The organism is Alphaproteobacteria bacterium HT1-32 (assembly GCA_009649675.1).
Taxonomy (GTDB): domain Bacteria; phylum Pseudomonadota; class Alphaproteobacteria; order Rhodospirillales; family HT1-32; genus HT1-32.
Genome location: WJPL01000002.1, coordinates 747491 through 773503, shown reverse-complemented (window position 1 = coordinate 773503; position 26013 = coordinate 747491). Strand labels below are relative to the sequence as shown.

Below are 26013 nucleotides of genomic sequence, written 5' to 3'. Positions count from 1 at the left end.
ATTTGTGAAAAAGCTTCTCATCGCTCTTCTTTTCGTAGCGGCACCACTGACTGTATCCGCCGCCGCTGACCGTCATGCCGGTTATTACTATCCAGAGCCCCAGACCATCGAAACCTACATCTCCCGGGCACAAAAAATCGACGGGGTTCAGCGCCGTCAGAGAATTGGATTCGTCGTCGGTTTCACACAGGCCATTCTTTCACTTCCCTATGCCCCGCCCTATGCCATCTTCGTAAAAGGTGATGACGCTGAGAAATTGCTTATCATCGGCTATCAGGACGGACGACTGGACACGATTTACCGGGTGCGGGCGCTGCTGGCTCAGCTGACCAGCACGGCCCGGACAATGCCGATATTTCAGAAATTCGAGGTCGAAGACATTTTCACTTATCTCGATTTGCTGAAAATGATGGGTTTTGCGCAGATCACGGTCAGTGACGGTGACGCTTTCGCGCACCAGATCATCATTCAGTAGGACGATCCGACGGTCGGGACAGAATGAAACCTGCACCTGCCAGCATCAGGGCGATTACAAGCCCCAGAACAACCGGTCCGGCCGCACCGGAGTAAATCGTCACCCCGAGGCTGATCAGCATCACACTAATAGCCACCGTCTTTGCCTGTCGCGGAATGACCCCATAGCGCGTCCAGTCCTGTAAGGGCGGACCAAAATTCGGATGCGTTATCAGCCATGCATGCAGGGCGGGAGAGCCTTTTGCGAAGGCCCATAAGGCCAGCAACATGAAGGGCGTTGTCGGCAGCACAGGCAAGACCACACCGGCACATCCGATCGCGACAAACAAAAGCCCCAGACAGCGCCATATAAGCACCACCGGCTTCCTGATCGTCTTTTCCTCAACCGGGTGATTCTGCATGGCATCCGACTATCTTCACTGATCCCACAGTCTACAATGCGGATGTCAGCAGAACAAAAAGAAGCCGGGACCATTAACGGCCCCGGCTTTTCCGGTCACTGAGGGGAAACAGCAACCGGCGAAACCGGCGGGGAACACCGGACAAAAGAACTGCGCAATAAAGCTGCCTGTTTTCCGGTGTCCACCGGATAAACCACTCAAATCTGATGACAAACTTATCAGCTTCCTGTCTGAACGCACTTGAACTGCCTTCAACAGAGCGTGATAAATCCGTGTAAACAAAATTGAGGGAAACAGGAATGACCAAGCCAGACAGCTGCGACCTGCTGATTCGCAATGCCACCATCATCGACGGAACGGGTGCCAACCGGCTAACCGGGGACCTTGCGGTAACCGGCGACCGGATTACGGCTATGGGAGACCTGTCCGAGATGACAGCCTCACGCAGCATTGACGCCACAGGTCAGGTTCTGGCTCCCGGTTTCATTGATGCGCATACTCATGATGACGCGGTGCTGCTGGCCCGTCCCGACATGACACCGAAAGTCAGTCAGGGTGTGACAACAGTCGTCGCCGGGAATTGCGGCGTCAGCCTGGCCCCTCTCGAAATCCGGCGCCCTGTCCCACCGCCACTTGACCTGATCGGTGGTACGCAAAGTTATAAATATCCCAAATTTGCAGGCTATCTGGATCAGCTCGACAAGGACCCGGCGACGGTCAATGCAATCTTTCTGGTCGGCCATGCCACCCTGCGTGAAGGAGCGATGGATCAGCTTGACCGTCCGGCAACGGCCGCAGAAATCACCCAGATGCAGCGTACTTTGGACGAGGCTCTGGATGCCGGTGTTGTCGGCATGAGTACCGGCCTGTTCTATCCGCCTGCCCGCTGCGCCCCGACCGAAGAGATCATCGAACTGGCGAAGGGTCTGAAACCCGCCGGCGGAATTTACGTGACCCACATGCGCGATGAAGCCGACCATCTGGAAAAATCGGTGGAAGAGGCCATCCGCATTGGTGCCGACGCTGATGTGCAGGTCATCATCTCGCACCACAAGGCAACCGGCGTCAAAAACTGGGGCAAGGTCATGCGAACCCTGCCAATGATTGAAAAAGCCCGTGAACGTCAGCGCATTGCCATGGATGTCTATCCTTATCTCGCATCTTCCACGATTCTGCAGGAAAGCTCTATCGGCGTGTCGAAACGGGTCATCGTCACATGGTCCGAATCAATGCCAGAAATGGCCGGACGTGATCTGTCCGACATCGCGGCAGAACTGGGCCTCAGCGATCTGGAAGCCGCAGAGAAGCTGAAACCTGCCGGGGCTGTCTATTTCAGCATGGATGAAGCAGACGTGCAGCGGGTTCTCAGTCACAGCCTGTCGATGATCGGCTCTGATGGTCTGCCACACGACACAAAACCGCACCCCCGTCTGTGGGGTACTTTCCCGCGTGTTCTCGGACATTATGCCCGTGATGTCGGCCTGTTTACGCTGGAGCAGGCGGTTCACAAAATGACCGGAATGACAGCCCGTGAATTCGGGATCAGTGAACGCGGTGTGCTGAAAGTCGGTAATTTCGCTGACCTGACCCTGTTCAACCCGGACGAGATCATCGACGCCGCAGATTTTGAAAATCCCATGCAGCCTGCACCCGGCGTCAATCTGGTGGTTGTCAATGGCCAGGCTGTCTGGCAATCCGGCGCCCACACTGGTGCACGACCCGGTCGTGCACTCCGACGTCAGGCCCTGCAATCCGCGGCCTGACCCTATAAGGATTGATCAGATGCTGAACACCCGTCTGGCTGACTTGCCGAACAGCCCTTTTGAGCGCCTTGGCAGTCTGCTGGCGGGTGTTACGCCTCCGATGGACCCTGCCGACATGACGATCGGGGAGCCACAGCATCCCTACCCTGACTGGATTGCCCGCGACATCCATGATGCCCGCAATCTCTGGGGCAAGTATGCGCCGCGCCGGGGGACGCTGCCGCTGTTGCAGTCAATCGCCGGCTACCTGACCCGGCGCTATGATTTGCCACAGGGAATGATCGAACCGGCACGCCACATTGTTCCCCTTACAGGAACCCGCGAGGGGCTTTTCCTGATCGTCAATCTGATCACCCCGCCAGAAAAGGCGGGTAAACAGCCAGCCGTCCTGATTCCAAACCCGTTCTATCATGCCTATGCCGGGGCCGCGCTTGCCGCAGGCGCTGAGCCTGTCTTTGTCTCCGCCCGTGCTGATACCGGTTTTCTGCCCGATCCGGGAAAACTGGATGAACAGCTGCTGGCACGGACCAGTGCCTTTTTTCTCTGTTCACCGGCAAACCCTCAGGGCGTCTTTGCATCAAAAGACCTGCTACGGCGCATGATCGAACTGGCCCGGCAATATGACTTCGTCCTGCTGCTCGATGAATGTTATGCGGAAATCTATACCAGCCTGCCCCCGACCGGAGGACTGGAAGTCTGTGCCGCCATGGGGGGTGACATGCGTAATCTGCTTGTCTTCCATTCCCTGTCCAAACGCTCAAGCGCACCGGGGCTTCGTTCCGGTTTCGTGGCAGGAGATCCGGATATTCTGGCAAAGTTCGGAGCCTTCCGGGATTATGCTTCGGCTATCCAGCCACTGCCGATCCAGCATGCTTCGGCAACGCTGTGGAACGATGACAGTCATGTCGAGGCAAGCCGCAACCTCTATCGCCAGAAATTCGCGGCCGCAGACCGGATACTCGGGCAAAAACCCGGTTATTACACACCTCCCGGCGGATTTTTCCTGTGGCTGGATGTCGGAGACGGCATTGCCACAGCCCGGCGTCTGTGGGCCGAACAGGGTGTTAAGGCCCTGCCCGGCAGCTATCTGTCCCGCGACGATGCATTTGGCAATCCAGGTGCAGAATATATCCGGCTGGCGCTGGTACAGGATCTGGCAAAAACAGAATCTGCCCTGACACGGATTGCCGGGGTTATCTGACGTTTCCCGAATCAGATCGGCGCGTCGCGAGGTACACCCTTCAGATCCTCGGAGCCGGTGCGCAGGCGATAAACCCCCTCGCCTGTCGCGATCAGATCGCCCTTCGCGTTGAACATTTCCCCGGCACAGAAATAAATTTTCCGACCGCCACCAGTCCGCCGGGCGACGCAACGCACCCGACCCGTTTTTGCCTGACCAAGAAAATTGGTCGTCAGTGACAGGGTGACTGCATAGCGGATATTGCCCGGTTCGCTGCAATACTGACCGGCATAACCGCAGACAGCATCAAGCATCGTTGCAATGACACCGCCATGCAAAACACCTGTCCGGTTAAGGTGGCGGGGCTCCAGATCAAGCTCCAGTACAGCATGGCCTTCAGACCATTCCGTCAGTTCATAACCGACAGTTATGTTAAAGCCGCTGAGTTCTTCTTCCTGAATCGCCTGATTGGTCATGTTGTCGCCTCTGTGAATTTGATGAGGCGTTTTAGAATGTCAGATAGCCGTCGTCCACCGACAGCATGACCCGGTCACATAACTTGGCGCATCAGACAACAGAAACAACAGAGGTCCGACAAGCTCTGCCGGTTCACCAGTCCGTACCATCGGTACATTTTCCAGATAGCGCGCAATCATCACCGGGGCTGAACCTGTAGCCTCTGTCGTCGGTGTCATTATTCAGGCGGGCGAGGATCACCTGCCCCCCCCTGCCGATGAGAGACCCGGCGCAAGGGCTTTGCCGATACCATTTCCGGCACCGGTAACAATCCCATTCTTTCCTGTGAGAGGATAAGTTTCAGCCGCCAGCACCACTTCAGACAACTGGATATCACATCAGGTAGTTCTCAGGGCCGGAACTGAAAACTGCCCACAGGAAACAGCACAAAAGTTTGCCAATTGAATTGTAGCAGGCGTATGACAAACGCTATAGTCCGCAAACAAATCAGCCTGCCCTTTTTTTCGAGGAATGTCCTATGACAAACACTGCACTTCGCGGCGTCTATGCTGCTGTCGCCACACCATTCACCAAAGATTATGAGCCCGATATTGACCGCTGGCTGGCACATTGCCACTGGCTGCTGGAGAACGGCTGTAATGGTCTGGCGCCGCTTGGCACAACCAGCGAAGCGAATTCGATCAGCCTCGAAAAACGACTGGAAATGATTGCAGCCTTCGGAGACTCCGACCTGCCAAAAGGTACGGCCATCTTCGGAACCGGCGCCTGCTCCATCGCAGAATCTGTCAGACTGACCAAGGCCTCCATCGACGCCAATGCCGGCGGACAGCTCATGCTGCCGCCGTTCTACTATAAAAACCCCAGCGAAGACGGCCTGTTTGCCTTCTTCTCCGAGGTGATTCAGCGCGTCGGCGATGATCGCATGCGGCTTTATCTCTATCACTTCCCGCAGATGTCAGCGACGCCCATCCCGGTTTCACTGACCGTGCGCCTGAAGAAAGAATACGGCGATCTGGTCGCCGGCATGAAAGACAGCTCGGGTGTCTGGGCTTATACGGCTGAAACGCTCCAGGAAATTCCCGGTTTTGGTGCTTTCTGTGGCAATGAAACCTTCCTTCTCGACACGCTCCGGGCAGGTGGTGCCGGTACAATTTCGGCCTCCACCAATATCTCTTCATCGATCTGCCAGAAGGTATATGCCAACTGGGAAACTGATGCGGCTGAAGATTATCAGGCTGCTGTCACCGCCGTTCGCAAGGTCTTCCAGAACTTCCCGACCTTTGCCGGTCAGAAAGCGGTTAAAGCCCATGTTTCTGGCGATGCCGAATGGGAACGCCTTTCCCCGCCACTGGAGCCGATGTCGGCTGCTGCGAAGGCTGACCTGATCGGGCAGCTTCAGGCACTCGGACATCTGTCGAGCTATCTGAAAGCCGCGTGAGGGCCCTGAACGGCTCTGTTCAGCATTGTATCGGGTTGCCATGATCCGGCTCGCTGACAAAAGTCTTTATCGGAAAATCTGGGTTATCGCCCTGCCGATGATGCTTGCCAGCGTGTCGGAACCCCTGCTCGGGGCCGTCGACACAGCCGTGGTCGGGCATTTGCCCGACCCGAAGCATCTTGGCGCGGTCGCCGTGGGGGCGATGCTGTTCTCCTATGTCTTCTGGGCTTTCGGGTTCCTGAAGATGGCAACCGGCGGGTTTTCGGCTCAGGCATTCGGTAAATCCGACGGGGATGAACTGCGTGCCGTGCTGGGCCGGGCCCTACTGATTGCCGCCGGCATATCGCTGGCGATGATCTTGCTTCAGCGCCCGATCCTTGCCTTTGCACTTCCCCTTATCGGGGCCGCAGAGGATGTCAGCCAACTGGCCGATGTCTATTTCAGCATACGGATATGGAGTACGCCGGCCGCCCTCGCCAACTATGTCTTCTTTGGCTGGCTGCTCGGGATGCAGAATGCCCGCGCCAATCTGATCATCACGCTGGCGCTGAATATTCTGAATATCGGCCTCGACCTGTTGTTCGTGGTCCAGTTTGAATGGGGCGTTGCCGGGGTTGCCTGGGCGACAGTTACCGCCAGCTATATTGCCGCTCTGATCGGCTGGTTCTTCGTTGCCCGCGGTCTGCAACAGTATCCCGGAAAATGGAGCTTCCCCGCTCTTTTCAATGCTGCAAAACACCGCAGGCTTTTCAGCACAAACAGCGATCTGTTTATTCGCACCTTATGCCTGGTCTCATGCTGGGCTGTCTTCACATCAGTCAGCGCCCAGATGGGAACCGTCATTCTGGCGGCCAACGCTGTGCTGATGACCTTCATGCAGATCATGGCCTATGCACTTGACGGATTTGCAAATGCGGCACAGGCCGTTGCCGGAGCAGCCTATGGCGCCGGTGACCGTCAACGGTTTGACGATGCTGTCCGCGCCGCCGGGCACTGGTCGATAATTTTCGGCCTGCTGATCGGCGCTGTTTTCATGCTGTTTGGCGGACTTATGATCGACCTGATGACCGGTCTGCCGGAAGTCCGTGAACTGGCGAAGCATTATCTGCCATGGCTTGCCCTGCTGACCACAATCTCAACCTGGGCATTTCTCTATGACGGCGTTTTCCTTGGCGCGACCGAGACACTTCCGTTGCGGAACACCTCGGCCTTCTGCCTTGTCGTTTTTCTTATCGCCCTGTTCGCCGGCACCCATTTCTTTGGCCCCGACGCCATGTGGCCGGCTATCCTGCTGCTTAATCTGTTGCGGGGACTGACGCTGCATCTGTCCTATCCGCGCCTGCTCAACTCTATCGCACCTCCGGCGGCAACGCCCTCGACCTGAGTTTCTGGCCGTCCCGTCCGACCCGGCTATACCGGAATCTGTCAGCCCCTATTTCCTCAGGTCTTCCATGGCCCGCCCGAGATAGGGGATATCGAGTTCATCCGGCACGGCTGGTCCACCTTTGCCGGCCCAGATTTCCATCGCCGTCGGCAGATTGTCTGCCTCCGGAAATTTCTGTTTCAGGATCTCGAACACTGTCCGCCGTGGCGGGCGCATGCCGCGCGGAATCCCCGGTGATGTCAGCCCCCCTGCACGCAGGGCCTGATTGAACATGACAACGGTAGACAATGCCTTGTTGTAACCTCGGGAGATCGTGATGTTGACCCCAAGCACCCGAAAACCGCCATCACGCCAGACCAGCAGGGGTGATCCGGAATCCCCCTGCACAATATCGCATTTATGACCGAGCACCGGCTGACCTTTAAAGAAACCATCAACCTGACAATTGATATGCGCACTGAGGACATGCGGCGCATCACCGCTATAGCCGGCCTGCAGGAATACGGTGCTGCGATCAACCAGCCGTTTGAAGTTCTCCGGTCCCAGCGGAGAAATGCCGATATGACCAACCTCACGCCCGATATCACGGTCCAGTTTCAGTAATGCCCAGTCATTGGCATTGTTGTTCGCATCCGGTGGTACCCGCGGATCAAACCCGGTCGGCAGAATGATTTCGCGGGCCTTGGCATCCGTCAGCCACTCACCACGCATATAACCCGCAACGAAAGTCACCGACCCGGCACGGACATAATCCTGTGTCAGACGATTATAAAGACAATGCGCTGCGGTCAGCACGAGAGCTTCGCCGATCAGGGTTCCTGTACAATGCCCTCGTGTGCGAAGACCGGTGATGACATTGACCCGGCCTACTGCACTCCACGGATATTCCCGGCTGTCCATGACGACCCGGTCATCCGCTCCCTTGATACCAATGCGACTGACATTGGCTGCGGACAAGGTGGCCGGCATCAGCCAGCCGCAGACAATCAGGGTCGCAATCAACCAACGACATAGCATTCTGAACCCTCCGGTTTCCCACCCCGTCAGGCATAGACTGTATAGCCAGAATTTAGAAGCCCTTGAACTGTGCCCCGCCATCGCGCAGTTATGATCTCATGACCGATGTTTCAGGAAATATTCGCGCCAGCTTCCCCGTCTTTGATCAGGGACCGCTGCATTATCTCGACCATGCATCTTCCAGTCAGGTGCCTGATGCTGTGATTGATGCAATCTCAAGTCATGACCGGGTATCACGGGCCAATGTTCATCGCAGTGTCTACGACCTCGCCGAACGTGCGACGGCGGCCTATGAAGGTGCCCGTGCGAATCTGGCGAACTGGATCAACGCCCCTTCAGACCGGGAGGTCATTTTTACCAGTGGCTGTACCGCCGCCATAAATCTTGTCGCCCAAAGTTTTGGCAGCCTGATGCAGCCGGGCGATGAGGTGATCATTTCGGAACTGGACCATCATGCGAATATCGTTCCCTGGCAGATGCTGCGGGACCGGGCCGGGATTGTGCTGAAGGTGCTTCCCGTCGATAGTCAGGGTATTCTGGACCTGTCGCGGCTGGAACAACTGGTGACACCACGCTGCCGGCTGATTGCCGTGACTCATATCTCCAACGTTACAGGCGCAATTACGGATATCGACCGGGTGGTCGCGGCAGCAAAATCTGTGGGGGCAGCCGTTCTGCTCGACGGCGCACAGGTAATGGGTCATGGCCCGGTAGATGTGCAGCGCCTCGGGGTCGATTTCTATACCGGGTCTGGCCACAAGATGTATGGCCCGACGGGTATCGGGTTCCTCTGGGGCCGGGGTGAGTGGCTGGAACAGATGCCGCCCTTCCTTGGCGGCGGTGAGATGATCCGTCGTGTAACGATGGAAACAACAACCTACGCCAGCCCACCCGGCCGTTTTGAGGCAGGCACCCCGCCAATCACACAGGCAGCAGGTCTGAATGCAGCCATCAACTGGATGCGACATCAGGACTGGAATGTCATCGACCAGATGGAACGCAGCCTGACAGAACGCCTTCTCAACGGTCTTTCCGACATACCGGGGATTACAGTTGCTGGACCACAGGGGCTGCAATCCCGCGCGCCCGTCATCTCGTTTTCACACAAGACCATCCACGCACATGACATCTGTGAAATCCTCAATCTGCATCATGTTGCGGTCCGGGGAGGACATCATTGTGCCCAGCCGCTGCTGGACGCCCTCGACCTTGCTGCACTGACACGGGTCAGCCTCGGTGCCTATGCCACAACCGAAGACATTGATGCCTTTCTGGCCGGACTGGCGGATGCGATCAGGAGACTCGGATGAGCGACAGTATTTACCACGACACGGTCATGGAACTGGCGAGATCAGCAACCGGGGCCGGCCTCCAGGACAAGGCCGATGCAGAAGCCACAATCGACAATCCGCTCTGCGGCGACAGGATTACCCTGCAGATCGACATGCAGGGCTCACAGGTTGCAGCCGTCCGGCACAAGGTCCGCGGCTGCGCGCTATGTGAAGCCTCGGCAGCGCTGATCTCCGGAAATGCTGCCGGTCTGGATCGCCCTGCCCTCCAGACAGCCCGGCAGAACATCGAAGCGATTGTCCGTCGTGGCGAGGACATTACGCCGGTATGGGCAGAGATGGCGGCATTTGCACCTGTCCATAGCCGCAAAAGCCGGCAGGATTGTGTCCTGCTGCCCTTTGATGCTCTGGACGCCGCCCTGTCGCAACTGAAAGAGTAAACTGGCTCGCCGGTTCAATATCCTCCGGATTTACGAACCGAGACGTTTCAGATGGTAGCTTTTCGGGCGTGTCAGGCTTTCATACCCGACCGATGACAACGTACAGCCACGACCGGAATTCTTTACCCCTGTCCAGGCCAGTGCCGGATCAAGGTAGTCGCAGCGGTTCATGAAGAAAGTTCCGGTTTCCACCTGATTTCCAATGAAGATCGCAGCCTCTTCATCTCTGGTAAAAACGCTGGCCGTGAGACCGAAGGCGCTGTCATTCATCAGTCGAATGGCTTCGGCGTCATCCGCAACCGGCATTACACCCACGACCGGGCCAAAGCTTTCTTCCGTCATCACCCGCATGGAATGATCGACCCCGCTCAGAATTTGCGGTGCCAGATAGGGCGTGCCTGCTGCATCGGCAGCGAACAGCTTCGGATCAACATGTGCCGTAGCCCCGGCGGCGACAGCCTCTGCCACCTGTCCGCGAACGAAATCTGCGGCGCTGGTCCGCACCATTGGTCCCAGATTGGTCGTGCTGTCAGTCGGATCCCCCAGCCTGTAGCCCCGGATCAGCTCCGCTGCCCCTGACAGGAAGTCATCAAAAACCGACTGATGGACATATATCCGCTCGATACCGCAGCAGGACTGGCCCGTATTGAACATCGCACCGTCAACCAGCGTATCAATGGCCTGCGCCAGATCCGCATCAGCCCGCACATAAGCCGGATCCTTGCCCCCCAGTTCCAGACCCGTGCCGATGAAACGATCTGCCACCGCATGCTGCACGGCATGTCCGCCATCCACCGAACCGGTAAAGGCCACGAAGTCAACGCCGGCAGAGCGCATGACAGAAGCTGTCTGGTCGTGAGTCAGATGCAGATGGCGCACCAGACCTTCCGGCGCGCCTGCTTCGACAAAGGCTTCCTCGAACCGCTCAGCACAAAGCGGTGTCTGTGCAGAATGCTTGAGCAACACCGCATTGCCTGCCATCACCGCTGGCCAGACACTGTTGACCGCTGTCAGGTACGGGAAATTCCATGGTGCCACAGTGAAAACCACGCCGACTGCTTCCCGCCGGATAAACCGGTTGAAGCCATCTTTTGCTGCAGGTTGCACATCTGCCAGTGCGGTATCGGCAATGGCGATCATATGGCGTGCACGTTCCTCAAAGCCGCCAACCTCGCCGGGAGCCTGCGAAATGGGCCGGCCCATCTGCCAGGTGATTTCTTCCGCTATCTGAGACTTCCGGCCGACAAAGGCATCGACGGCAGCACCACAGATTGCCGCACGTTCGGCGACAGATTTCAGACGCCAGGCTGCCTGTGCTTTCGCCGCACCGGCAATCGCCTGCTCAATGGCTGCATTGTCCGCATGCGGACGTTCAACATAGACCCGGCCATCAACCGGGGAGATACATTTCTGGATGGATGTCATGATAGCAGCCTTGTCGATAAATCAGATAATTTCGAAGTAACGTTCCATTTCCCAGCTGGTAATCGCTTTACGGAACTCCCGCTCTTCCCATTCACGGGTAGCAGCATAATGTTCTACAAAGGCATCCCCGAACAGATCACGGGCAGCTTTGGATTTCTTCAGTCGTCCCGCCGCTTCAAACAGGGTTGCCGGGAAACGGCGCTTCGGCGGAAACGTCTTCTCATAGGCATTTCCCTTGATTGGCGCATCCGGTTCGATCTTGTTTTCAATGCCCCAGATACCAGAGCCGATAGCCGCCGCCAGCGCGATATACGGATTGATGTCAGCCGCTGCAACCCGGTACTCGACCCGCTGCGACGACGGCTTGCCGCCAATCGTGCGAAGGGCACATGTTCGGTTCTCAACACCCCAAGACGCCTCTGTCGGCGCCCAGAAGCCCGGGATCAGGCGGGAATAGCTGTTCACCGTGCACGCGATCATCGAGAGCAATTCAGGCATCAGCGCCTGCTGGCCACCAATAAACCAGCGCATCTCGTCACTGATATTATCTGGTTTGTTCTCATCGAAGAACACGGCACCCCGTTCATCATGTCGCAGACTGACATGGATATGGCCGCTCTGGCCCGGCCAGTCCGGCGACCATTTCGCCATGAAGGTCGCCATCCAGCCGTTGCGTTGCGCCAGTACCTTTGTGAAGGTCTTGAACAATGCCGCCTTGTCCGCCGCCCGAAGCGCGTCATCGACGCCAAGCGCAGCCTCCAGCACCCCCGGACCGGTTTCGGTATGGAGGCCCTCAATCGGCATATCCATCAGGGTGCAGGTCTCAAGCAGGTCGTGATAAAACTCGGCATAAACTGAATTACGCAGCATCGAGTACCCGAAGAAACCGGGAGATATCGGCTTCAGGTCGCGATACCCCTTCTCCCGGACAGACTCTGAATCTTCATCAAACAGGAAAAATTCAAATTCGCAGGCTGATTTGACGCTGTAGCCATGGCCGGCCGCCCGGTCGAGTACCCGCCGAAGCAAACCGCGGGCGCAAACACTGTCAGCCGGTTCAGCGAACTCAGCCAGAAACAGAACGCTGCGCTGATCTTCCATCGGCAGTTCACGACAGGTTTCCGGAAGGATGCGGACAGGTGCATCAGGATAGGCCGTGTGCCAGCCGGTGAAACTGGTGTTGTCATACAGCTGGTCATTGGAATCCCAGCCGAGCACCACATCACAAAACCCGAACCCGCCTTTAAGCGCGGATATGAACTTGTCACGCGACATATATTTGCCACGCATCACCCCATCGGTATCGAACAGCCCGACCTTGATATAATCAAGGTCACGATCCTCAATCAGCTGAATAGCATCTTCCGCTGTTCTGACGTCACTGGCCTGCATGTCATTCCCCTTCGTTCATCTGAATACAGGCTAGCCAAAACGATACCGCCCGCAAGGTGAATGAAGGGGAGAAACACATCTTTCAAAGAGATCAGCCGTATCATGACTTCACAGCCTCTGACTGCCGCGTCAGGTCATTTCCGCATATCCGTTTAAATACGTATCTTCACAGTTTCAATTGCCTGCCTTAGGTTTTGTCTTCAACGGCAATCCACGGGGAGCCAGTTTTTTTGATTAATGCGGTAAAAAAAATTCTCCCTGCGGTTTTTGTTCTGCTTTCCATAGCCGGCAACGCAATTGCTCAGGACAAAGTGGTTCTCCAACTGCGCTGGGAACCACAATTCCAGTTTGCCGGGTATTATGCCGCGCTCTGGCAGGGCTATTACGAAAAATCCGGACTGGATGTTGATATCCGTCATGCCTTTGATGGCAATCAGGGCTATCGGAATGCCGTCAGGGAAGTCGTATCCGGGGCTGCGCAGTTTGGCGTCGGTTCGCTCGATTTTCTGCAGGAAAACGACACGGGAACACCAATGTCCCTGGTTGCCTCGATCTTTCAGCAAAGCCCGACAGTATTCTTCGTAAACCCGGAACTCGATGCCTCAACGGCAGAGCAACTGGCAAGGCTGAAAATTATCAGGAACCGGAACGGCTCAATGCTTGATCTGGAAATGCAGGCTTTTTTCCATTCAGAAGGCATAGATATAGAAAATATCACCTTTGTTACCGGCACAGACAATACGGAGCTGCTCACCTCCGGTCAGGGTGATGTCATCCTTGGGCATCGGTTTGGCGAGCGGGTCATTGCCAATGCACTTGGCAAATCTCCCCGCATCATTGAGCCAGCAAAGTTTGGTATTAATTTTTACGGCGATTCACTCTTCACCACTCAGCAGTTTGCAACCGCTAACCCTGATCTGGTTTCCCGCTTTCGCAAAGCCACAATTGAGGGGTGGCAATATGCCATAAACAATCCTGAGAAGATTATTGAACAGCTGATAGATATCTATGATCGTAAAAACCCGGTCGGTAACGAAACAGCTCTCAATCTGGATCAGGCAGAAAAAGTAGAAGCACTGACACTCTATCCGATTGTCACCCTGGGAAATACCAACCCGAGACGATGGGAGGCAATTCAGGACAGCCTGATGAGGATGGGTTTTCTGAAACATCCGCTGAATACGGATAATTTCATTTTTGATCCGGAACGCCTGTCCCGAAAAGCCGCAGAAACCCGTCAGAAAACCATATACTGGGTTATTGGCATTCTTCTGGCCCTGCTGATTGCGGCAGCAATCTGGACACTAACGCTGAGACAGTCGGTCAGCCGTGCGACCCGTGAACTGGCGGCTGCTTTTCAAGCAATTGAAGTCAGCAACAAAAAGCTGCGCCGTTCCAACAGCGACCTGGAAGAGTTCGCTTATGTCGCAGCACACGACCTGCAGGAACCCTTGCGGAAAATTCAGTCTTTCGGTCAGCTTATCCTGCATGATCAGGCCGAGAGGCTGGATGATCGCGGCAAGGAATATTTCGGCCTCATGACTGACGCGGCCAATCGCATGCAGCGCCTGATCGCTGCCCTGCTGAGCTACTCACGCGTGGTGTCGCGCTCCGAGCCGTTCAAAAAGGTATCGCTGAAAAAAATCTATGACGATGTCATTGGTGACCTGTCATCCATCATCTCTGAATGTTCAGCCCGGATCACGACGAGGGCCCTCCCCGAACTCCTTTGCGATGAGACCCAGATACATCAGCTATTCCAGAATCTGATTGGAAATGCTCTCAAATTCCGGCATCCGGGCCGCAGTCCGGTCATTACGATCACTTGCGAGATGCTGGAGAAATCAGAAAATCTGCATGGCCCGGTTTCTGTTATCAGAGTGTCCGACAATGGCATCGGCATAGATGAAAAATATCACAAATCGATTTTCGAGCCCTTCAAACGTCTGCATGATCGCCAAACCTACCCCGGAACGGGAATTGGACTGGCAATTTGTCAAAAGATCATTGCCCGGCACGATGGTCATATCTCCGTGGGGAAAAGTCACCTTGGAGGTGCCGAGTTTATTATCGAGCTACCCGTACCAAAAATGCCGAACCCAACAGAAGAGAACCAAACCTGATGTCTTCAAATTATCGCGACTGCGTCATCCTGATGGCGGATGACGACCCTGCGGATATCCTGTTAACCCGGCGGGCGTTTGAAGATGCGAAACTGAATAACACTCTGCGCACTGTCCCCGACGGGGTGGAATTACTTTCCTATCTGAATGGCGAAGGCGACTATTCAAACCGGAAGAAACATCCCTATCCCGACATCGTACTGCTTGATCTCAACATGCCAAAAATGGATGGCAGGACGGCGCTTGAGAAAATTCGGAGCAATCCCGGTCACCGCCGCCTGCCGGTTATCATTCTCACGACATCCAGTGCAGAAAGTGACGTGCTGAGTGCCTATGATACGGGCGCGAATTCCTATATCACGAAACCGGTCGACTTTGATCAGCTTGTGGAAGCGGTATCGTCTCTGGAGCGATACTGGTTCAGGCTGGTTACCCTGCCGACACCAAACGGTTAGATCTTTTTCTGATGGCACATGACCCGCCTGTCAGAATACTGGTTGCTGATGATGATCCCGGTGATCTGCTGCTGATCCGGCGGTATTTGTGCGATTCGACTGTCATGCATTTTGATGTAACCACTGTCGATAATTACCGGGATGCCCTGAATGCGATCAGACAGGATAATTTCGACGCGGCATTGATAGATTATCGCCTCGGTGCAGATTCCGGCCTCGACCTTATCAGAGAAGCTTCAACGACAGAAAACACCACGGCGCTGATCCTGCTCACCGGACAGGGAGATGCGGAAACAGACATAGCCGCCTCGCAGGCCGGTGCGGCGGACTATGTCGATAAATCCAGCCTGTCGCCGGAAACAATCGAACATGTACTTCGTTATGCCCTGCTCAACCAGGCGGCATTGTTGCGACACCGTCAGGCCCGCCAGTCAGCAGAAGAGCTTGCAAAAGCAAAAACCGAAATGCTGTCACAGATCAGCCATGAATTCCGGACCCCGCTGAATGCAATCATCGGCTTTGCAGACATGATCGGCAGCGAAATTCTCGGCCCCGTCGGGCAACCGCGTTACAAGAAATTTGCCAGCGACATCTCCAGCAGCGGCCAGCATCTACTTGGACTGATCAATCAGCTTCTTCTCTCGGCGAAGATGGATAACACCAGTCTGGTGCTGGAGCCTGAAACAGTCGACGTCGCAAAACTGGCGAGAGAATCAGTGACCATGGTCAGCCAGCTTGCCATCAGACAACAAATTGATCTTCAGTGCGTGCTGCCTGATGAACTTCACTGTATCGCTGACGAACGCGCCGTAAGACAGATATGTATCAATCTGCTGTCAAATGCGATCAAGTTCACCAATCAGGGAACTGTGCGCCTGACAGCTGACCATACAGATGACAACAAGATATCAATTTCTGTCTCCGATACCGGTATCGGCATTGAAGACAGCCAGTTACACAGGCTCACGGAAGCATTCTTTCAGGTCAATGACTGCCGTACGCGGTCAAGCGGTGGAAGTGGCCTGGGCCTGTCGATCGTCAAGGGCCTCGCCGAACGGCATGGCGGCGATATCCATATTGAAAGCACCTATGGTGAGGGAACCACCGTTACCGTCACCCTGTCACAGACAGCACCTGACGGGCCGCTCAAAATTAAAGCATAAGACCGGATTTATTCCCGGGCTGTTTCCCCCTGTCGCCATCCATTTTTCCGAGATGAGACTGAATATATAGCCAGACAAAAACATATTTACACATTACATGTAACGTGTAGTTTGACATCTCAAAATCGATAAAGCCGGGATCATCCGCCTGCCAACATCATATCGTGAGGAAACATGAACACCGCCTCCCCTGCCCGTTACGACGCCGTCATATTCGATCTGCTCACAGCTCTGATTGATTCATGGAAGCTCTGGAATGATGTCGCCGGATCAGAGGCCGATGGTCTGAAATGGCGAAAGCGTTATCTCGAAATCACCTATGGGTGCGGAGCCTATCGACCCTATGAGACACTGGTCCGTGAAGCCGCGATTCAGACCGGGTTTCCCGGCCACTTCGCCGACGAACTGGAACGCCGGTGGGCCGAACTGGAACCATGGGACGACGCCCCCCGGGCTTTGTCTGCTATTGGCAAAAAGGTACCGATGGCCGTGGCAACCAACTGCTCGGAACGCCTTGGACATATAGCCGCGGAAAGGGCCGGCGGAAACTTCACCGTGATTACGACAGCAGAAAGTGCCGGATTCTATAAACCGCGGTCAGAGGTCTACCGGGCTGTACTCGAGAAGCTTGGCACGGACCCGGCGCGAACCCTGTTCGTTGCAGGTTCAGCGTCAGATGTGCCGGGCGCAAAGGGCGTTGGCATGCCGGTCTATTGGCATAACCGCATCGGTCTGCCACCACGCGATGATGCAAGACCGGATTTCTTTGAACGTACACTGGCCCCCCTGCCCGGCATCGTGCTGACCAGAAGCTGAACTGACGGATACCCGGTATGACCCGACTGACTGACCTGGAAACACCCTGCCTTCTTCTTGATCGCGCACGTGTTGAAAAAAATGCCGCCGCAATGATTGCCCGATGCCGCGCCCTGGGTGTCACACTGCGCCCACATGTAAAAACACCGAAGTCACTCGACATAGCCCGCATCACGCAAGGGGGGGGAATCGGCCCCGTCACAGTCTCAACCCTGCGTGAGGCCGAACATTTCGCACGCCATGGCTATCGCGATATTCTGTATACGGTTGGCATTATTCCGGCAAAACTGGACCGCCTGACCCGCATCCAGCGTGAAACCGGGGCAACGGTGCGTATCGTTCTCGACAGTCAGTATGTTGCTGAAGGAATTGCAGGTTATGCCCGCAACATAGAAACGACGATCGAAGCCCTGATCGAGATCGATTGCGGTGAACATCGCAGCGGTATCAGCCCGGACGACTCAAGCTTGCTGACAATTGCCAGTACATTACAGGCGGCACCCGGCGTCACACTTGTCGGTGTCATCACCCATGCCGGCCATTCCTACGCTGAGAATGACATCGATGCAGTACGTGCCCTTGCCGCACATGAACGCGACTCCTGCATCGCCGCCGCAGAGAAACTGCGACAGAACGGCCATGACTGCCCCGTCGTCAGTGTCGGTTCAACACCGACAATATTGCATGCGGACCATCTGGAAGGCGTAACCGAGGCGCGCTGTGGTGTTTATGCGCTGTGGGATCTCGCACAGGCATCGCGGGGAATGTGCAGCCTTGATGACATCGCAGCGACCGTACTTACTACCGTGATCGGTCATAACCGGCAGGGAAACTGCATCATCATTGATGCTGGCGCGCTGGCCCTGTCGAAGGATATCGGCGCGAACAGGTTCATGCCTGCCGCAGGCTATGGCATCCTCTGTGATGCTGTAACCGCAACACCCCTGACACCCTTGTCCGTGAATCAGGTGCATCAGGAACACGGCACTGTCGACATACAGGACGCCGCGTGGTTTGAGCGCTTACCCATTGGAAGACAGGTGCGTATCATGCCCAACCACACCTGCATGACCTGTGCGGCCCATGATGTTTATCACGTCATTCAGGGCGATCAGGTGATCGACAACTGGGGACGCATCAATGGCTGGTAGCCGCATCGAGGACCTTCAGTTCGGACCTGTCGAAACATCGGCCCGTCTGGTTGATACCATCGTTGAGAAACTGAGAGACGCCATTGTCAGCGGCGAACTGCTTCCCGGCACGGCACTGAGTGTTCCCGCACTCGCCCGCGCCCTTGATGTCTCCCGCAGCCCCGTCCGAGAGGCTGTCCTGCAACTGGTTGGTGACGGGCTGGCTGTTGAACAACCCCGAAAAGGCGTTGTGGTAGCTACCATTGATCATGAGGACCTGGTCCGGATACATGAGATCAGGGAATATATGGAAGCAGCAGCTGCACGTTATTGTGCAGAACGGATCGACCGGTCCGGCATTGCCGCTCTTGATACCGTTCTGATCAGACAAAAGCAGGCCGTCGTCGATCATGATGCCCGGACCTACTATGAAACCAATGCCGAACTGCATGCGCTGATTGCCGGCAACAGCAACAATCCCCCCCTAGCACTTATGCTCAGCCGGTTTGAAGGGCAGATGGCAATCGCCCTGCAACAGATCTCATCAAGCCCCGCCCATATGCGCGAGGCTTTTCAGGAACATGAGGAGATTGTTGCCCAGATCCGCTCCGGCAACAGCGACAAGGCAGAACTGGCCATGCGTCTTCATATTGCCGGAACTCTCGCCCGCGTAAAACAGATGCACGAAGACGGGGACTAACGCCCCCGCCCTCTGTAGTACCGGGTTATTCAGACCGGAAAATGACAGATACGATCAGAACCAGGGCAGTGAATAGGTTTTCACGTTGGTGTAGCTCTTCATCGCTTCGATGACGCCTTCCTTGTAGCCAAGGCCGGAATCCTTAATGCCACCAAACGGGCTCATCTCGATGCGATATCCCGGAACCTCCCAGACATTCACCGTGCCGACATTCAGTTCTTCGATGAAACGGGTGATGTAATCCAGCCGGTTCGTGCAGACACCCGAAGACAGGCCGAAAGCCGTCGCGTTGGACAACTGAATAGCATGTTCGATCGAGTCAAAGCGGATGATCGGACAGGCCGGACCAAAGGTTTCTTCCATCACGAGTTCTGCCGTGTAGGGCACATGGTCAATCACCGTCGGCGGATACAACGCGCCCTGACGATCATTTCCGAGCAGCAGCTTCGCTCCGACAGACACTGCATCCTTAACCCGACGCTCAATGGTTTTTGCCGATTCCTCATGGATGACCGTCCCAAGATCGGTCTCCGGGTCCATCGGATCACCGGCTTTGATCTTGCGGCTTTTCTCGACAATCAGCGCGGCCAGTTCATCACCAATGGCATTATGCGCCAGCACCCGCTTGACCGCCGTGCAACGCTGGCCCGAATTCTTGTAAGCACCGGCAACTGCCAGTTCTGCCGCCTTGTCGAGGTCTGCGTCCTCCATGACAATCAGCGGGTCATTGCCACCAAGTTCCAGCACAGTCCGGCGGTATCCGGCTTTTTCAGCGATATACTTGCCGACAGGTACAGAACCGGTGAAGGTCACCAGATCGATATTCGGATTGACGATGAACTCGTCCCCGAGGTCAGCCGGCAGACCGGTGACAACCTGAAACATTTCCGGCGGCAGGCCCGCATCATACAGCATATCCGCCAGTAGCAGGCAGGTCAGCGGCGTCAGTTCTGTCGGCTTCACAACCATGCAGTTATTTGTCGCGACCGAAGGCGCAACTTTGTGCGAAACCATATTCAGCGGATGGTTGAAGGGCGTGATGGCGCTGATGGTACGAAGTGGCTCGCGCATCGTATGAATACGGCGCTGCTTGCCCTGCGGCGTGATATCGCAGGAGAAGGTTTCATCATCGTTCCGGATGGTCATCTGCGCAGCCAGCGAGAACACGTCATAGGCCCGGCCGCATTCATACAGTGAATCCTTTTTCGACAGGCCGGATTCTGCGGTGATGACGTCCGAGATCAGATCACGGCGTGCCGTGATATTCTCGGCGGTCCGGCGCAGGATTTCCGAACGCTCAAACCGGGACAGCTTCGGCTTGTAATCTGCTGCAATCCGGAACGCTTTTTCAGCATGCGCTGAGGTGCCACGGGGGACGGTGCCGATAACCTGATTATTCCAGGGATTGAAAACCTCAATCCGGCCGGACGTATCAACCAGCTCACCGCCAATGCGCATTTTCTCGTGACGCACGGTCTGTGCGACTGAACCGGTTGATCCATCCATTTTGTAGTCTCCTGTTTGAAAGTGTCAGGCTGCCTTTGGCGGCCCGAGACGTGTTACACCCATTTCCGTAATGACCGTCTTCACGGCAGCCAGCGCACCGCGCATTTCGTCAGCACCCAGACGCCCAATGCATCCAACCCTGAAACTCGGCGCGACAGTCAGTTTCCCCGGATAAATAACGAAACCCATCGCCGCGAGGCGGTCATAGAATTTTCCGAAATCAAATGCCGGGTCTTCCGGCATATGGAAGGTAATGATGATCGGCGCCTGCAGACTGTCGGGCAGCAGGGTTTCGAAACCCATTTCCCGCATCCCGTCGATCAGGATCCTGCAGTTATCGGCATATCGCGCCCCGCGACCGGCGACACCACCTTCTGCGTGATGTTCTGCAATCGCCACATCAAGCGCCGCCAGCACATGCGTCGGCGGTGTGAAACGCCACTGACCATTCGCCTCCAGTGCTTTCCACTGCTCATACAGATCAAGGCTGAGTGAATGGCTGTTGCCCGCCGTCTTTTCGAGGACGGATTGACGAATAACCGCAAAACCAACACCCGGGGCCCCTTCGAGGCATTTATTCGACGAGGCCATCAGGGCATCAAAATGAATTTCCCTGGCATCGACTGGCAGCGCACCAAACGCACTCATGGTATCAATCAGCAACGAGCGGTTCTGCGCGGCAACAACTTCGGCGATCTTAGACAACGGATTCAGAATGCCGGATGTTGTTTCGCAATGAACAACTGCCACATGCGTAATCGACTTATCCTGTTCCAGACGGGCGACAACTTCCGCCGGATTAACGGGAACATCCTCTGCCCATTCAAGAAATTCGCAGGCGCGGTCCAGATATTTGCACATCTTGACCATGCGATGGCCATAAGCACCGTTGACCAGCACCAGCAATTTGCCGTCACGGGGCAGCAGCGTGGCAATCGTCGCCTCGACGATAAACGTTCCGCTGCCCTGCAGGGGAACTGCGACATGCGTCCCCTCGCCGCCGGCAAGAGCCAGAACGGAAGACCGGATACGTGCCGTCATCTCGATGAACCGCGTATCGCGTGAGCCCCAGTCATGCAGCATTGCCTGCTTTACCGTCAGTGAGGTCGTCAGCGGTCCCGGCGTCAGCAGCCAGGGGTCACGGTTATCTGTCGTCATGTCATTCTCCTGCGTTGGCTGTTTCCAGCGCGATGACAAAATCGCGCAAAACAGCATTATAAGTCCAATCTTTATTGCCAATGCTCTGCATTGACCCTATCTATCTGAAATCATGAATCACGCCCAACTCAGAGCTTTTCATCAGGTCGCAACTGAAGGCAGCTTCACCAAGGCAGCCGCTGCACTGCGCGTCACACAACCGACGATTTCCGCTCAGGTCAAGGGGTTGGAAGATTCCTATGGTATCCGCCTGTTTGACCGACGTGGTCGCGGCATAGAACTTACCGACCTGGGTGAGACTCTGTTACAGATTACCCGTCGCCTGTTTGATCTTGAAGAACAGGCCGCCGAACTGCTCACTGCGAACCGGGCGCTGGAAGGTGGACATCTGAAGATCGGCATCGACAGCCCGATGCATGTCACCCCGATCCTGACCGAATTCGTCAAACGCTTTCCCGGCATTACCATCGGCCTGTCGACCGGCAATTCCGACAAGGTACTCCACGATCTGCTGGATTATCGTACAGATATCGCGGTCGTTGCCCGCCTGCAGGTCGACGACCGTCTGGTTTCCATCGTCCTGCGGGAAGACCATCTGGTTGTCTTCATGCGGTCTGACCACCCGCTTGCCGGCCGGAAAGGTATCAACCTGACCGAAATCGCACAGGAACGCCTTATCCTCCGTGAGTCCGGCTCCGTTACCCGCCAGATATTCGAGGAAGCACTGGACCGCGCTGAAATCGTTCCGCACACGATCATGGAAATGGACAGCCGGGAAGCGGTTCGGGAAGCCGTCTCAGCGGGTCTCGGTATTGGCATCGTATCCAACGCAGAAATCGGTGAAGCCGCCGGCCTTGCCATACTGGATATTCAGAACGCGGATGTCGGGATGACCGAATATCTGGTTTGCCTGCGTGAACGCCGCCGTCTGCGCATCGTCCGGGCCTTTATGGACCTGTCGCGGGAAATCCGTGACCGCGCAACGACTGGCTGACGCTCATCAGTCCGTTGAGCGGGCTGCAATCAGGTCAATCTCGACATTCGCACCACCTGCCAGTCCGGTCACACCAACACAGGTCCGGGCTGGCAACTTTCCCGGCTCGAACCAGCGGGCATAGGCATCGTTGACCTCGTCATACCGGTCGAAATCAGTGATGAACAAACGGGCATGCATCACCTGTTCCCATGAGCTGTTGCTGGCAGCCAGAATGGTTTCCAGATTCCGCATGCAGGCATCTGTCTGTTCTGCGTAACTGCCCCGGATATAGTCACCCGTCGCCGTATCAATCGGCATCTGGCCGGTGATAAAGACAAACGGGCCGTAAGCTACGGCGTGACTGTAGGGGGCAACCGGTGCCGGCGAGCCTGCCGGCATGATGCGTTCAATCATCGCTGCCATTTCCTGTCCCAGACCACTCATCCTAACGTGTCCGCCAGGCTTGGGTTCGCGCCACAACGCCTTTGCTTAGAACTGCATGAATAATACGGGCCACGGCACAGGTATAGGCAATCATCATCGCCATTGCCGCCGCAGGGGCAATGTCCCCGGCGTCGTCCATATTCATGACCGCAACAGAAGCCAGCGTTGTATCCGTTGAGTAAATGAAAACCACGGCTGACACCGTCGTCATCGCATTCATGAACAGATAGATCGAGATGTCGAGAATGGCCGGCAGACAGACCGGAACCGTCACTTTCGCAAACGTGCGATAGAACGGAGCCTTCAGCGAGGCCGAAACAGATTCAAACTCGGCATCCATCTGCTGCAGCGCCGTGGTCGCCGTCAGATGGCTGACCGTATAGAAATGCGCGACGGTACAGACCACCAGAATTCCCATGGTCTGATAAAGGAAATTGAACGGGTTATCCGGATTGTTGAAGAAGAAGATATAAGCCAGCCCCAGAACCAGCCCCGGAACCGCCAGCGGCACGATAGCAAGAAACTGAAAAGCCATCCGACCGGTCTGGAATCCCCGGCCCTTCTCCACCAGATAAGCCCCGAAGAACACGATCACTGTGCCGAACAGAGCGCTATACAATGCCATGCGGATGGAATTGAAATAGGAATCCCAGCCGCCACCATCCATCAGGTCAAAGCGGTAATTGTTGAACGACAGTTCGAGGTTATAAGGCCAGAACTTCACCAGAGCCGCATATTGCGCCATGCCCAGCATGCCGATGATCAGCAGGGCGACGATGGTGCAGAACACCAGCATCATCATGTCGACACGGCGATCAGGTTTTGGCTGCAACGGAACAGCACGTGCGGATAACAGAGCCACCTGACGATGCTGCACCCAGCGGTCGACAAAGAAAGCCAGCAGCGCAGGTGCGAGAAGCACAACGGAAACCACGGCCCCCATCTGGAAATTCTGCTGACCGATGACCTGCTTATACACGTCGGTCGCCAGCATGTTGTAATTGCCGCCAATAACCTTGGGCACCCCGAAGTCGGTAAAAACCAGCGTGAAAACCACAAAGCTGGCACTGATGAGGCCATATCGCGCGCCCGGCAGGGTGACTGTCAGGAACGTCCGCAACCGTGAGGTCCGCAGTGCAGTCGCGGCTTCATATAACCGCGCATCAGAAATCGACAGGGCCGTAATCACAATAATCAGCGCATGCGGAAACACCCAGTAACAGGATCCGATGACGATGCCGATCGGGCCATAAATTGACTGATCCCCCAGCAGAGCCTTGGCCACCCCCTGATTCCCAAACCAGTAAACGAGTGAAATGCCGCCCAGCAATGACGGTGTCAGCAGCGGAATCAGAGCGACAATCCGAAACACCCATTTGAATGGCATACAGGTGCGGGTCAGCGCATAGGCATAAATGAAGGCCACAGAGATTACGACGACAGTGGCTATAAGGGCGATCGACAGGCTGTTGAAAATCGAATTGAACAGTGCCGGCGTCGCAAAATACTCGGCATAGTTTGCCAGCCCCAGGAAGTTACCATCCTTGTCCTCAAGGCTTTTCGACAGCATGGCATAGAGTGGCAGCATAACCGCCACCACAAGAAACAGACCAATCGCCAGCATCGACAGCCGCATGATCCAGTCATCACGGCCGAGAACCGGCTTCACCCTTGCGGCAGCCGGGCTGACTTTGCCGCTCATGCGGCGCTCCCCGGGAAAATTCGCATCAATTCCGGAGGAAACCGGACCGGAAGCTGTTTCCCTGTAACGAGATTTTGTCGCCGAACCATGTTCGGGGACATATCCGCAAACAGTTCAACTTCACCAAAAGCAGCGCATTGCAGGTCAACGCGATAGAACGTACCGAGGAATTCCATCGAACGGATGACGGCTTCGACCACATTGCCACCTCCGGACTCAACCCCCTGCAACTGAATATCTTCCGGGCGGATAGCCGCAATTACCGGCTTCCCGGCCAGGCTTGTCGGTGTTTCTGCAATGAACCCCGCCTCCCCGATCTGCACATGTCCGGCAGAAGCCATTGCCGGCAGGAAATTCATCGCACCGATAAAGTCAGCAACAAATGGTGTTGCCGGCGTGCTGTAGATCTCTTCGGGCGTACCAACCTGCTCAATACAGCCATGATCCATGACGACAATCCTGTCACCCATCGACAGGGCTTCTTCCTGATCATGTGTCACCATGATCGTCGTGACACCGAGACGCTGCTGTAATTCGCGGATTTCCCCGCGCAGGCGCACCCGGACCTTTGCGTCCAGCGCGCTCAGCGGCTCATCCAGCAACAGCAGGCCCGGCGATGGTGCCAGTGCCCGGGCCAGTGCCACACGTTGCTGCTGGCCACCCGAAAGCTGGGACGGATATTTGCTGCCCTGATCGGCCAGACTGACAAGCCCGAGCAACTCATCAACACGCCGGTTTATATCAGCCCTCGGCATCCGCCGGTTTTCCAGCCCATACGCCACATTGGCTTTTACAGACAGGTTTGGAAACAGCGCGTAGGACTGGAAGACGATGCCAAAATCGCGCAGGGCCGGCGGCAGATTGGAAATGTCTTCTCCCGCCTGTTCTATGCGCCCGCTGGTCTGGTAATCCAGTCCGGCAATGGCCCGCAGCAAGGTCGTCTTGCCGCAGCCGGAGGGACCGAGGAAACAAACGAATTCCCCCTCATTCACCGACAATGAAACTTCAGACAACGCCGTGAATTCGCCAAATTTTTTGGTGACATCAGTGACGCGAAGATATGGCGCAGCTTTAGACATAATCCGTAATTCCCCCTGAAAACAAACAGCAGCGGCCCACCGGACTGATCATCCGGCAGGCCGCCTTGACCCAAAAGCGGG

At 55.9% G+C, this 26013-nt stretch carries 24 protein-coding genes; 14 read left to right on the top strand and 10 right to left on the bottom strand.

Features of this window, described 5'->3' with window-relative positions; genetic code table 11:
- Window positions 1-4 precede the first annotated feature (4 nt).
- Complete coding sequence (locus GH722_15075; GenBank protein MRG73089.1) at window positions 5-475, top strand: molybdopterin-guanine dinucleotide biosynthesis protein A; 471 nt, start codon at window positions 5-7, stop codon at window positions 473-475.
- On the opposite strand, the gene GH722_15070 is transcribed toward GH722_15075, so the two are convergent.
- Window positions 465-833 (bottom strand): DUF454 family protein, encoded by a 369-nt coding sequence (locus GH722_15070; protein ID MRG73088.1) that lies wholly within the window; start codon window positions 831-833, stop codon window positions 465-467. The two genes, GH722_15075 and GH722_15070, sit on opposite strands and share 11 nt — an antisense overlap.
- A gap of 341 nt (window positions 834-1174) precedes the next feature.
- Between GH722_15070 and GH722_15065 the strand changes: the two genes are divergently transcribed.
- Complete coding sequence (locus tag GH722_15065) at window positions 1175-2638, top strand: amidohydrolase family protein (GenBank protein ID MRG73087.1); 1464 nt, start codon at window positions 1175-1177, stop codon at window positions 2636-2638.
- Between the two features lie 19 nt (window positions 2639-2657).
- On the top strand, window positions 2658-3839 hold the full coding sequence (locus GH722_15060; protein ID MRG73086.1) for an aminotransferase class I/II-fold pyridoxal phosphate-dependent enzyme: 1182 nt from the start codon (window positions 2658-2660) through the stop codon (window positions 3837-3839).
- A gap of 11 nt (window positions 3840-3850) precedes the next feature.
- Here the strand turns inward: GH722_15060 and GH722_15055 are convergent, their stop codons facing one another.
- Window positions 3851-4294: a hotdog fold thioesterase gene (locus tag GH722_15055; GenBank protein ID MRG73085.1), complete on the bottom strand. Its 444-nt coding sequence runs from the start codon at window positions 4292-4294 to the stop codon at window positions 3851-3853.
- A gap of 518 nt (window positions 4295-4812) precedes the next feature.
- Between GH722_15055 and GH722_15050 the strand changes: the two genes are divergently transcribed.
- Window positions 4813-5733, top strand: coding sequence for a dihydrodipicolinate synthase family protein (locus tag GH722_15050; protein ID MRG73084.1), 921 nt, complete (start codon window positions 4813-4815; stop codon window positions 5731-5733).
- A 40-nt stretch (window positions 5734-5773) separates the two neighbouring features.
- Window positions 5774-7117 carry an MATE family efflux transporter gene (locus tag GH722_15045; protein MRG73083.1) on the top strand — a complete coding sequence of 448 codons (1344 nt, stop codon included), beginning with the start codon at window positions 5774-5776 and terminating at the stop codon, window positions 7115-7117.
- Between the two features lie 48 nt (window positions 7118-7165).
- On the opposite strand, the gene GH722_15040 is transcribed toward GH722_15045, so the two are convergent.
- Complete coding sequence (locus tag GH722_15040) at window positions 7166-8215, bottom strand: trypsin-like serine protease (GenBank protein MRG73082.1); 1050 nt, start codon at window positions 8213-8215, stop codon at window positions 7166-7168.
- Between the two features lie 17 nt (window positions 8216-8232).
- Here GH722_15040 and sufS point away from each other — a divergent pair, with 17 nt between their 5' ends.
- Together sufS and GH722_15030 are read left to right on the top strand one after the other, a co-directional pair.
- Window positions 8233-9444: a SufS family cysteine desulfurase gene (gene sufS / locus GH722_15035; protein MRG73081.1), complete on the top strand. Its 1212-nt coding sequence runs from the start codon at window positions 8233-8235 to the stop codon at window positions 9442-9444.
- A complete protein-coding gene (locus GH722_15030; GenBank protein MRG73080.1) occupies window positions 9441-9863 on the top strand; it encodes an iron-sulfur cluster assembly scaffold protein in 423 nt (140 codons plus the stop codon). Before sufS ends, GH722_15030 begins: the two co-directional genes overlap by 4 nt.
- Window positions 9864-9893: 30 nt before the next feature.
- Here GH722_15030 and GH722_15025 read toward each other — a convergent pair whose 3' ends face one another.
- Window positions 9894-11288, bottom strand: a complete 1395-nt coding sequence (locus GH722_15025; protein ID MRG73079.1) for an aldehyde dehydrogenase family protein — start codon at window positions 11286-11288, stop codon at window positions 9894-9896.
- A gap of 21 nt (window positions 11289-11309) precedes the next feature.
- Window positions 11310-12680 (bottom strand): glutamine synthetase, encoded by a 1371-nt coding sequence (locus GH722_15020; protein MRG73078.1) that lies wholly within the window; start codon window positions 12678-12680, stop codon window positions 11310-11312.
- A gap of 194 nt (window positions 12681-12874) precedes the next feature.
- Here GH722_15020 and GH722_15015 point away from each other — a divergent pair, with 194 nt between their 5' ends.
- The 6 genes from GH722_15015 to GH722_14990 all read left to right on the top strand — a co-directional run bounded on the left by GH722_15015 (window position 12875) and on the right by GH722_14990 (window position 19067).
- Window positions 12875-14803 carry a hypothetical protein gene (locus GH722_15015; GenBank protein MRG73077.1) on the top strand — a complete coding sequence of 643 codons (1929 nt, stop codon included), beginning with the start codon at window positions 12875-12877 and terminating at the stop codon, window positions 14801-14803.
- Window positions 14803-15258, top strand: coding sequence for a response regulator (locus GH722_15010; GenBank protein MRG73076.1), 456 nt, complete (start codon window positions 14803-14805; stop codon window positions 15256-15258). Before GH722_15015 ends, GH722_15010 begins: the two co-directional genes overlap by 1 nt.
- Before the next feature lie 11 nt (window positions 15259-15269).
- Window positions 15270-16421 (top strand): response regulator, encoded by a 1152-nt coding sequence (locus GH722_15005; protein MRG73075.1) that lies wholly within the window; start codon window positions 15270-15272, stop codon window positions 16419-16421.
- 174 nt (window positions 16422-16595) lie between these two features.
- Window positions 16596-17237: an HAD-IA family hydrolase gene (locus GH722_15000; GenBank protein ID MRG73074.1), complete on the top strand. Its 642-nt coding sequence runs from the start codon at window positions 16596-16598 to the stop codon at window positions 17235-17237.
- A 17-nt stretch (window positions 17238-17254) separates the two neighbouring features.
- Entirely contained in the window at window positions 17255-18388 is a 1134-nt protein-coding gene (locus tag GH722_14995; GenBank protein ID MRG73073.1) for a hypothetical protein, read from the top strand.
- Window positions 18378-19067, top strand: coding sequence for an FCD domain-containing protein (locus GH722_14990; GenBank protein MRG73072.1), 690 nt, complete (start codon window positions 18378-18380; stop codon window positions 19065-19067). The genes GH722_14995 and GH722_14990 overlap by 11 nt, the downstream gene beginning before the upstream one ends.
- A 54-nt stretch (window positions 19068-19121) precedes the next feature.
- Here GH722_14990 and phnY read toward each other — a convergent pair whose 3' ends face one another.
- Both phnY and GH722_14980 read right to left on the bottom strand, forming a co-directional pair.
- On the bottom strand, window positions 19122-20573 hold the full coding sequence (phnY, locus tag GH722_14985) for a phosphonoacetaldehyde dehydrogenase (protein ID MRG73071.1): 1452 nt from the start codon (window positions 20571-20573) through the stop codon (window positions 19122-19124).
- A gap of 24 nt (window positions 20574-20597) precedes the next feature.
- Window positions 20598-21731 (bottom strand): 2-aminoethylphosphonate--pyruvate transaminase, encoded by a 1134-nt coding sequence (locus tag GH722_14980; protein MRG73070.1) that lies wholly within the window; start codon window positions 21729-21731, stop codon window positions 20598-20600.
- Between the two features lie 112 nt (window positions 21732-21843).
- Between GH722_14980 and GH722_14975 the strand changes: the two genes are divergently transcribed.
- The gene (locus GH722_14975; GenBank protein MRG73069.1) at window positions 21844-22725 is read left to right on the top strand and encodes a LysR family transcriptional regulator; all 882 of its coding nucleotides are present in this window, start codon (window positions 21844-21846) and stop codon (window positions 22723-22725) included.
- Window positions 22726-22731: 6 nt separating this feature from the next.
- Here the strand turns inward: GH722_14975 and GH722_14970 are convergent, their stop codons facing one another.
- Genes GH722_14970 through GH722_14960 form a run of 3 tightly spaced genes read right to left on the bottom strand, consistent with a single transcriptional unit; the run spans window position 22732 to window position 25932 of the window.
- Entirely contained in the window at window positions 22732-23121 is a 390-nt protein-coding gene (locus GH722_14970; GenBank protein MRG73068.1) for a RidA family protein, read from the bottom strand.
- 31 nt (window positions 23122-23152) lie between these two features.
- Window positions 23153-24853 (bottom strand): putative 2-aminoethylphosphonate ABC transporter permease subunit, encoded by a 1701-nt coding sequence (locus tag GH722_14965; protein MRG73067.1) that lies wholly within the window; start codon window positions 24851-24853, stop codon window positions 23153-23155.
- Window positions 24850-25932 carry a putative 2-aminoethylphosphonate ABC transporter ATP-binding protein gene (locus GH722_14960; GenBank protein ID MRG73066.1) on the bottom strand — a complete coding sequence of 361 codons (1083 nt, stop codon included), beginning with the start codon at window positions 25930-25932 and terminating at the stop codon, window positions 24850-24852. The genes GH722_14965 and GH722_14960 overlap by 4 nt, the downstream gene beginning before the upstream one ends.
- Window positions 25933-26013: the final 81 nt, after the last annotated feature.

Bases quoted from the DNA above. Each gene is read 5' to 3' on its own strand.
- GH722_15065 (MRG73087.1), top strand. From the start codon at position 1,175: ATGACCAAGCCAGACAGCTGCGACCTGCTGATTCGCAATGCCACCATC.
- GH722_15060 (MRG73086.1), top strand. From the start codon at position 2,658: ATGCTGAACACCCGTCTGGCTGACTTGCCGAACAGCCCTTTTGAGCGC.
- GH722_15055 (MRG73085.1), bottom strand. From the start codon at position 4,294: ATGACCAATCAGGCGATTCAGGAAGAAGAACTCAGCGGCTTTAACATA.
- GH722_15050 (MRG73084.1), top strand. From the start codon at position 4,813: ATGACAAACACTGCACTTCGCGGCGTCTATGCTGCTGTCGCCACACCA.
- GH722_15045 (MRG73083.1), top strand. From the start codon at position 5,774: ATGATCCGGCTCGCTGACAAAAGTCTTTATCGGAAAATCTGGGTTATC.
- GH722_15040 (MRG73082.1), bottom strand. From the start codon at position 8,215: ATGGCGGGGCACAGTTCAAGGGCTTCTAAATTCTGGCTATACAGTCTA.
- sufS (MRG73081.1), top strand. From the start codon at position 8,233: ATGACCGATGTTTCAGGAAATATTCGCGCCAGCTTCCCCGTCTTTGAT.
- GH722_15030 (MRG73080.1), top strand. From the start codon at position 9,441: ATGAGCGACAGTATTTACCACGACACGGTCATGGAACTGGCGAGATCA.
- GH722_15025 (MRG73079.1), bottom strand. From the start codon at position 11,288: ATGACATCCATCCAGAAATGTATCTCCCCGGTTGATGGCCGGGTCTAT.
- GH722_15020 (MRG73078.1), bottom strand. From the start codon at position 12,680: ATGCAGGCCAGTGACGTCAGAACAGCGGAAGATGCTATTCAGCTGATT.
- GH722_15010 (MRG73076.1), top strand. From the start codon at position 14,803: ATGTCTTCAAATTATCGCGACTGCGTCATCCTGATGGCGGATGACGAC.
- GH722_15005 (MRG73075.1), top strand. From the start codon at position 15,270: ATGGCACATGACCCGCCTGTCAGAATACTGGTTGCTGATGATGATCCC.
- GH722_15000 (MRG73074.1), top strand. From the start codon at position 16,596: ATGAACACCGCCTCCCCTGCCCGTTACGACGCCGTCATATTCGATCTG.
- GH722_14995 (MRG73073.1), top strand. From the start codon at position 17,255: ATGACCCGACTGACTGACCTGGAAACACCCTGCCTTCTTCTTGATCGC.
- GH722_14990 (MRG73072.1), top strand. From the start codon at position 18,378: ATGGCTGGTAGCCGCATCGAGGACCTTCAGTTCGGACCTGTCGAAACA.
- phnY (MRG73071.1), bottom strand. From the start codon at position 20,573: ATGGATGGATCAACCGGTTCAGTCGCACAGACCGTGCGTCACGAGAAA.
- GH722_14980 (MRG73070.1), bottom strand. From the start codon at position 21,731: ATGACGACAGATAACCGTGACCCCTGGCTGCTGACGCCGGGACCGCTG.
- GH722_14975 (MRG73069.1), top strand. From the start codon at position 21,844: ATGAATCACGCCCAACTCAGAGCTTTTCATCAGGTCGCAACTGAAGGC.
- GH722_14970 (MRG73068.1), bottom strand. From the start codon at position 23,121: ATGATTGAACGCATCATGCCGGCAGGCTCGCCGGCACCGGTTGCCCCC.
- GH722_14965 (MRG73067.1), bottom strand. From the start codon at position 24,853: ATGAGCGGCAAAGTCAGCCCGGCTGCCGCAAGGGTGAAGCCGGTTCTC.
- GH722_14960 (MRG73066.1), bottom strand. From the start codon at position 25,932: ATGTCTAAAGCTGCGCCATATCTTCGCGTCACTGATGTCACCAAAAAA.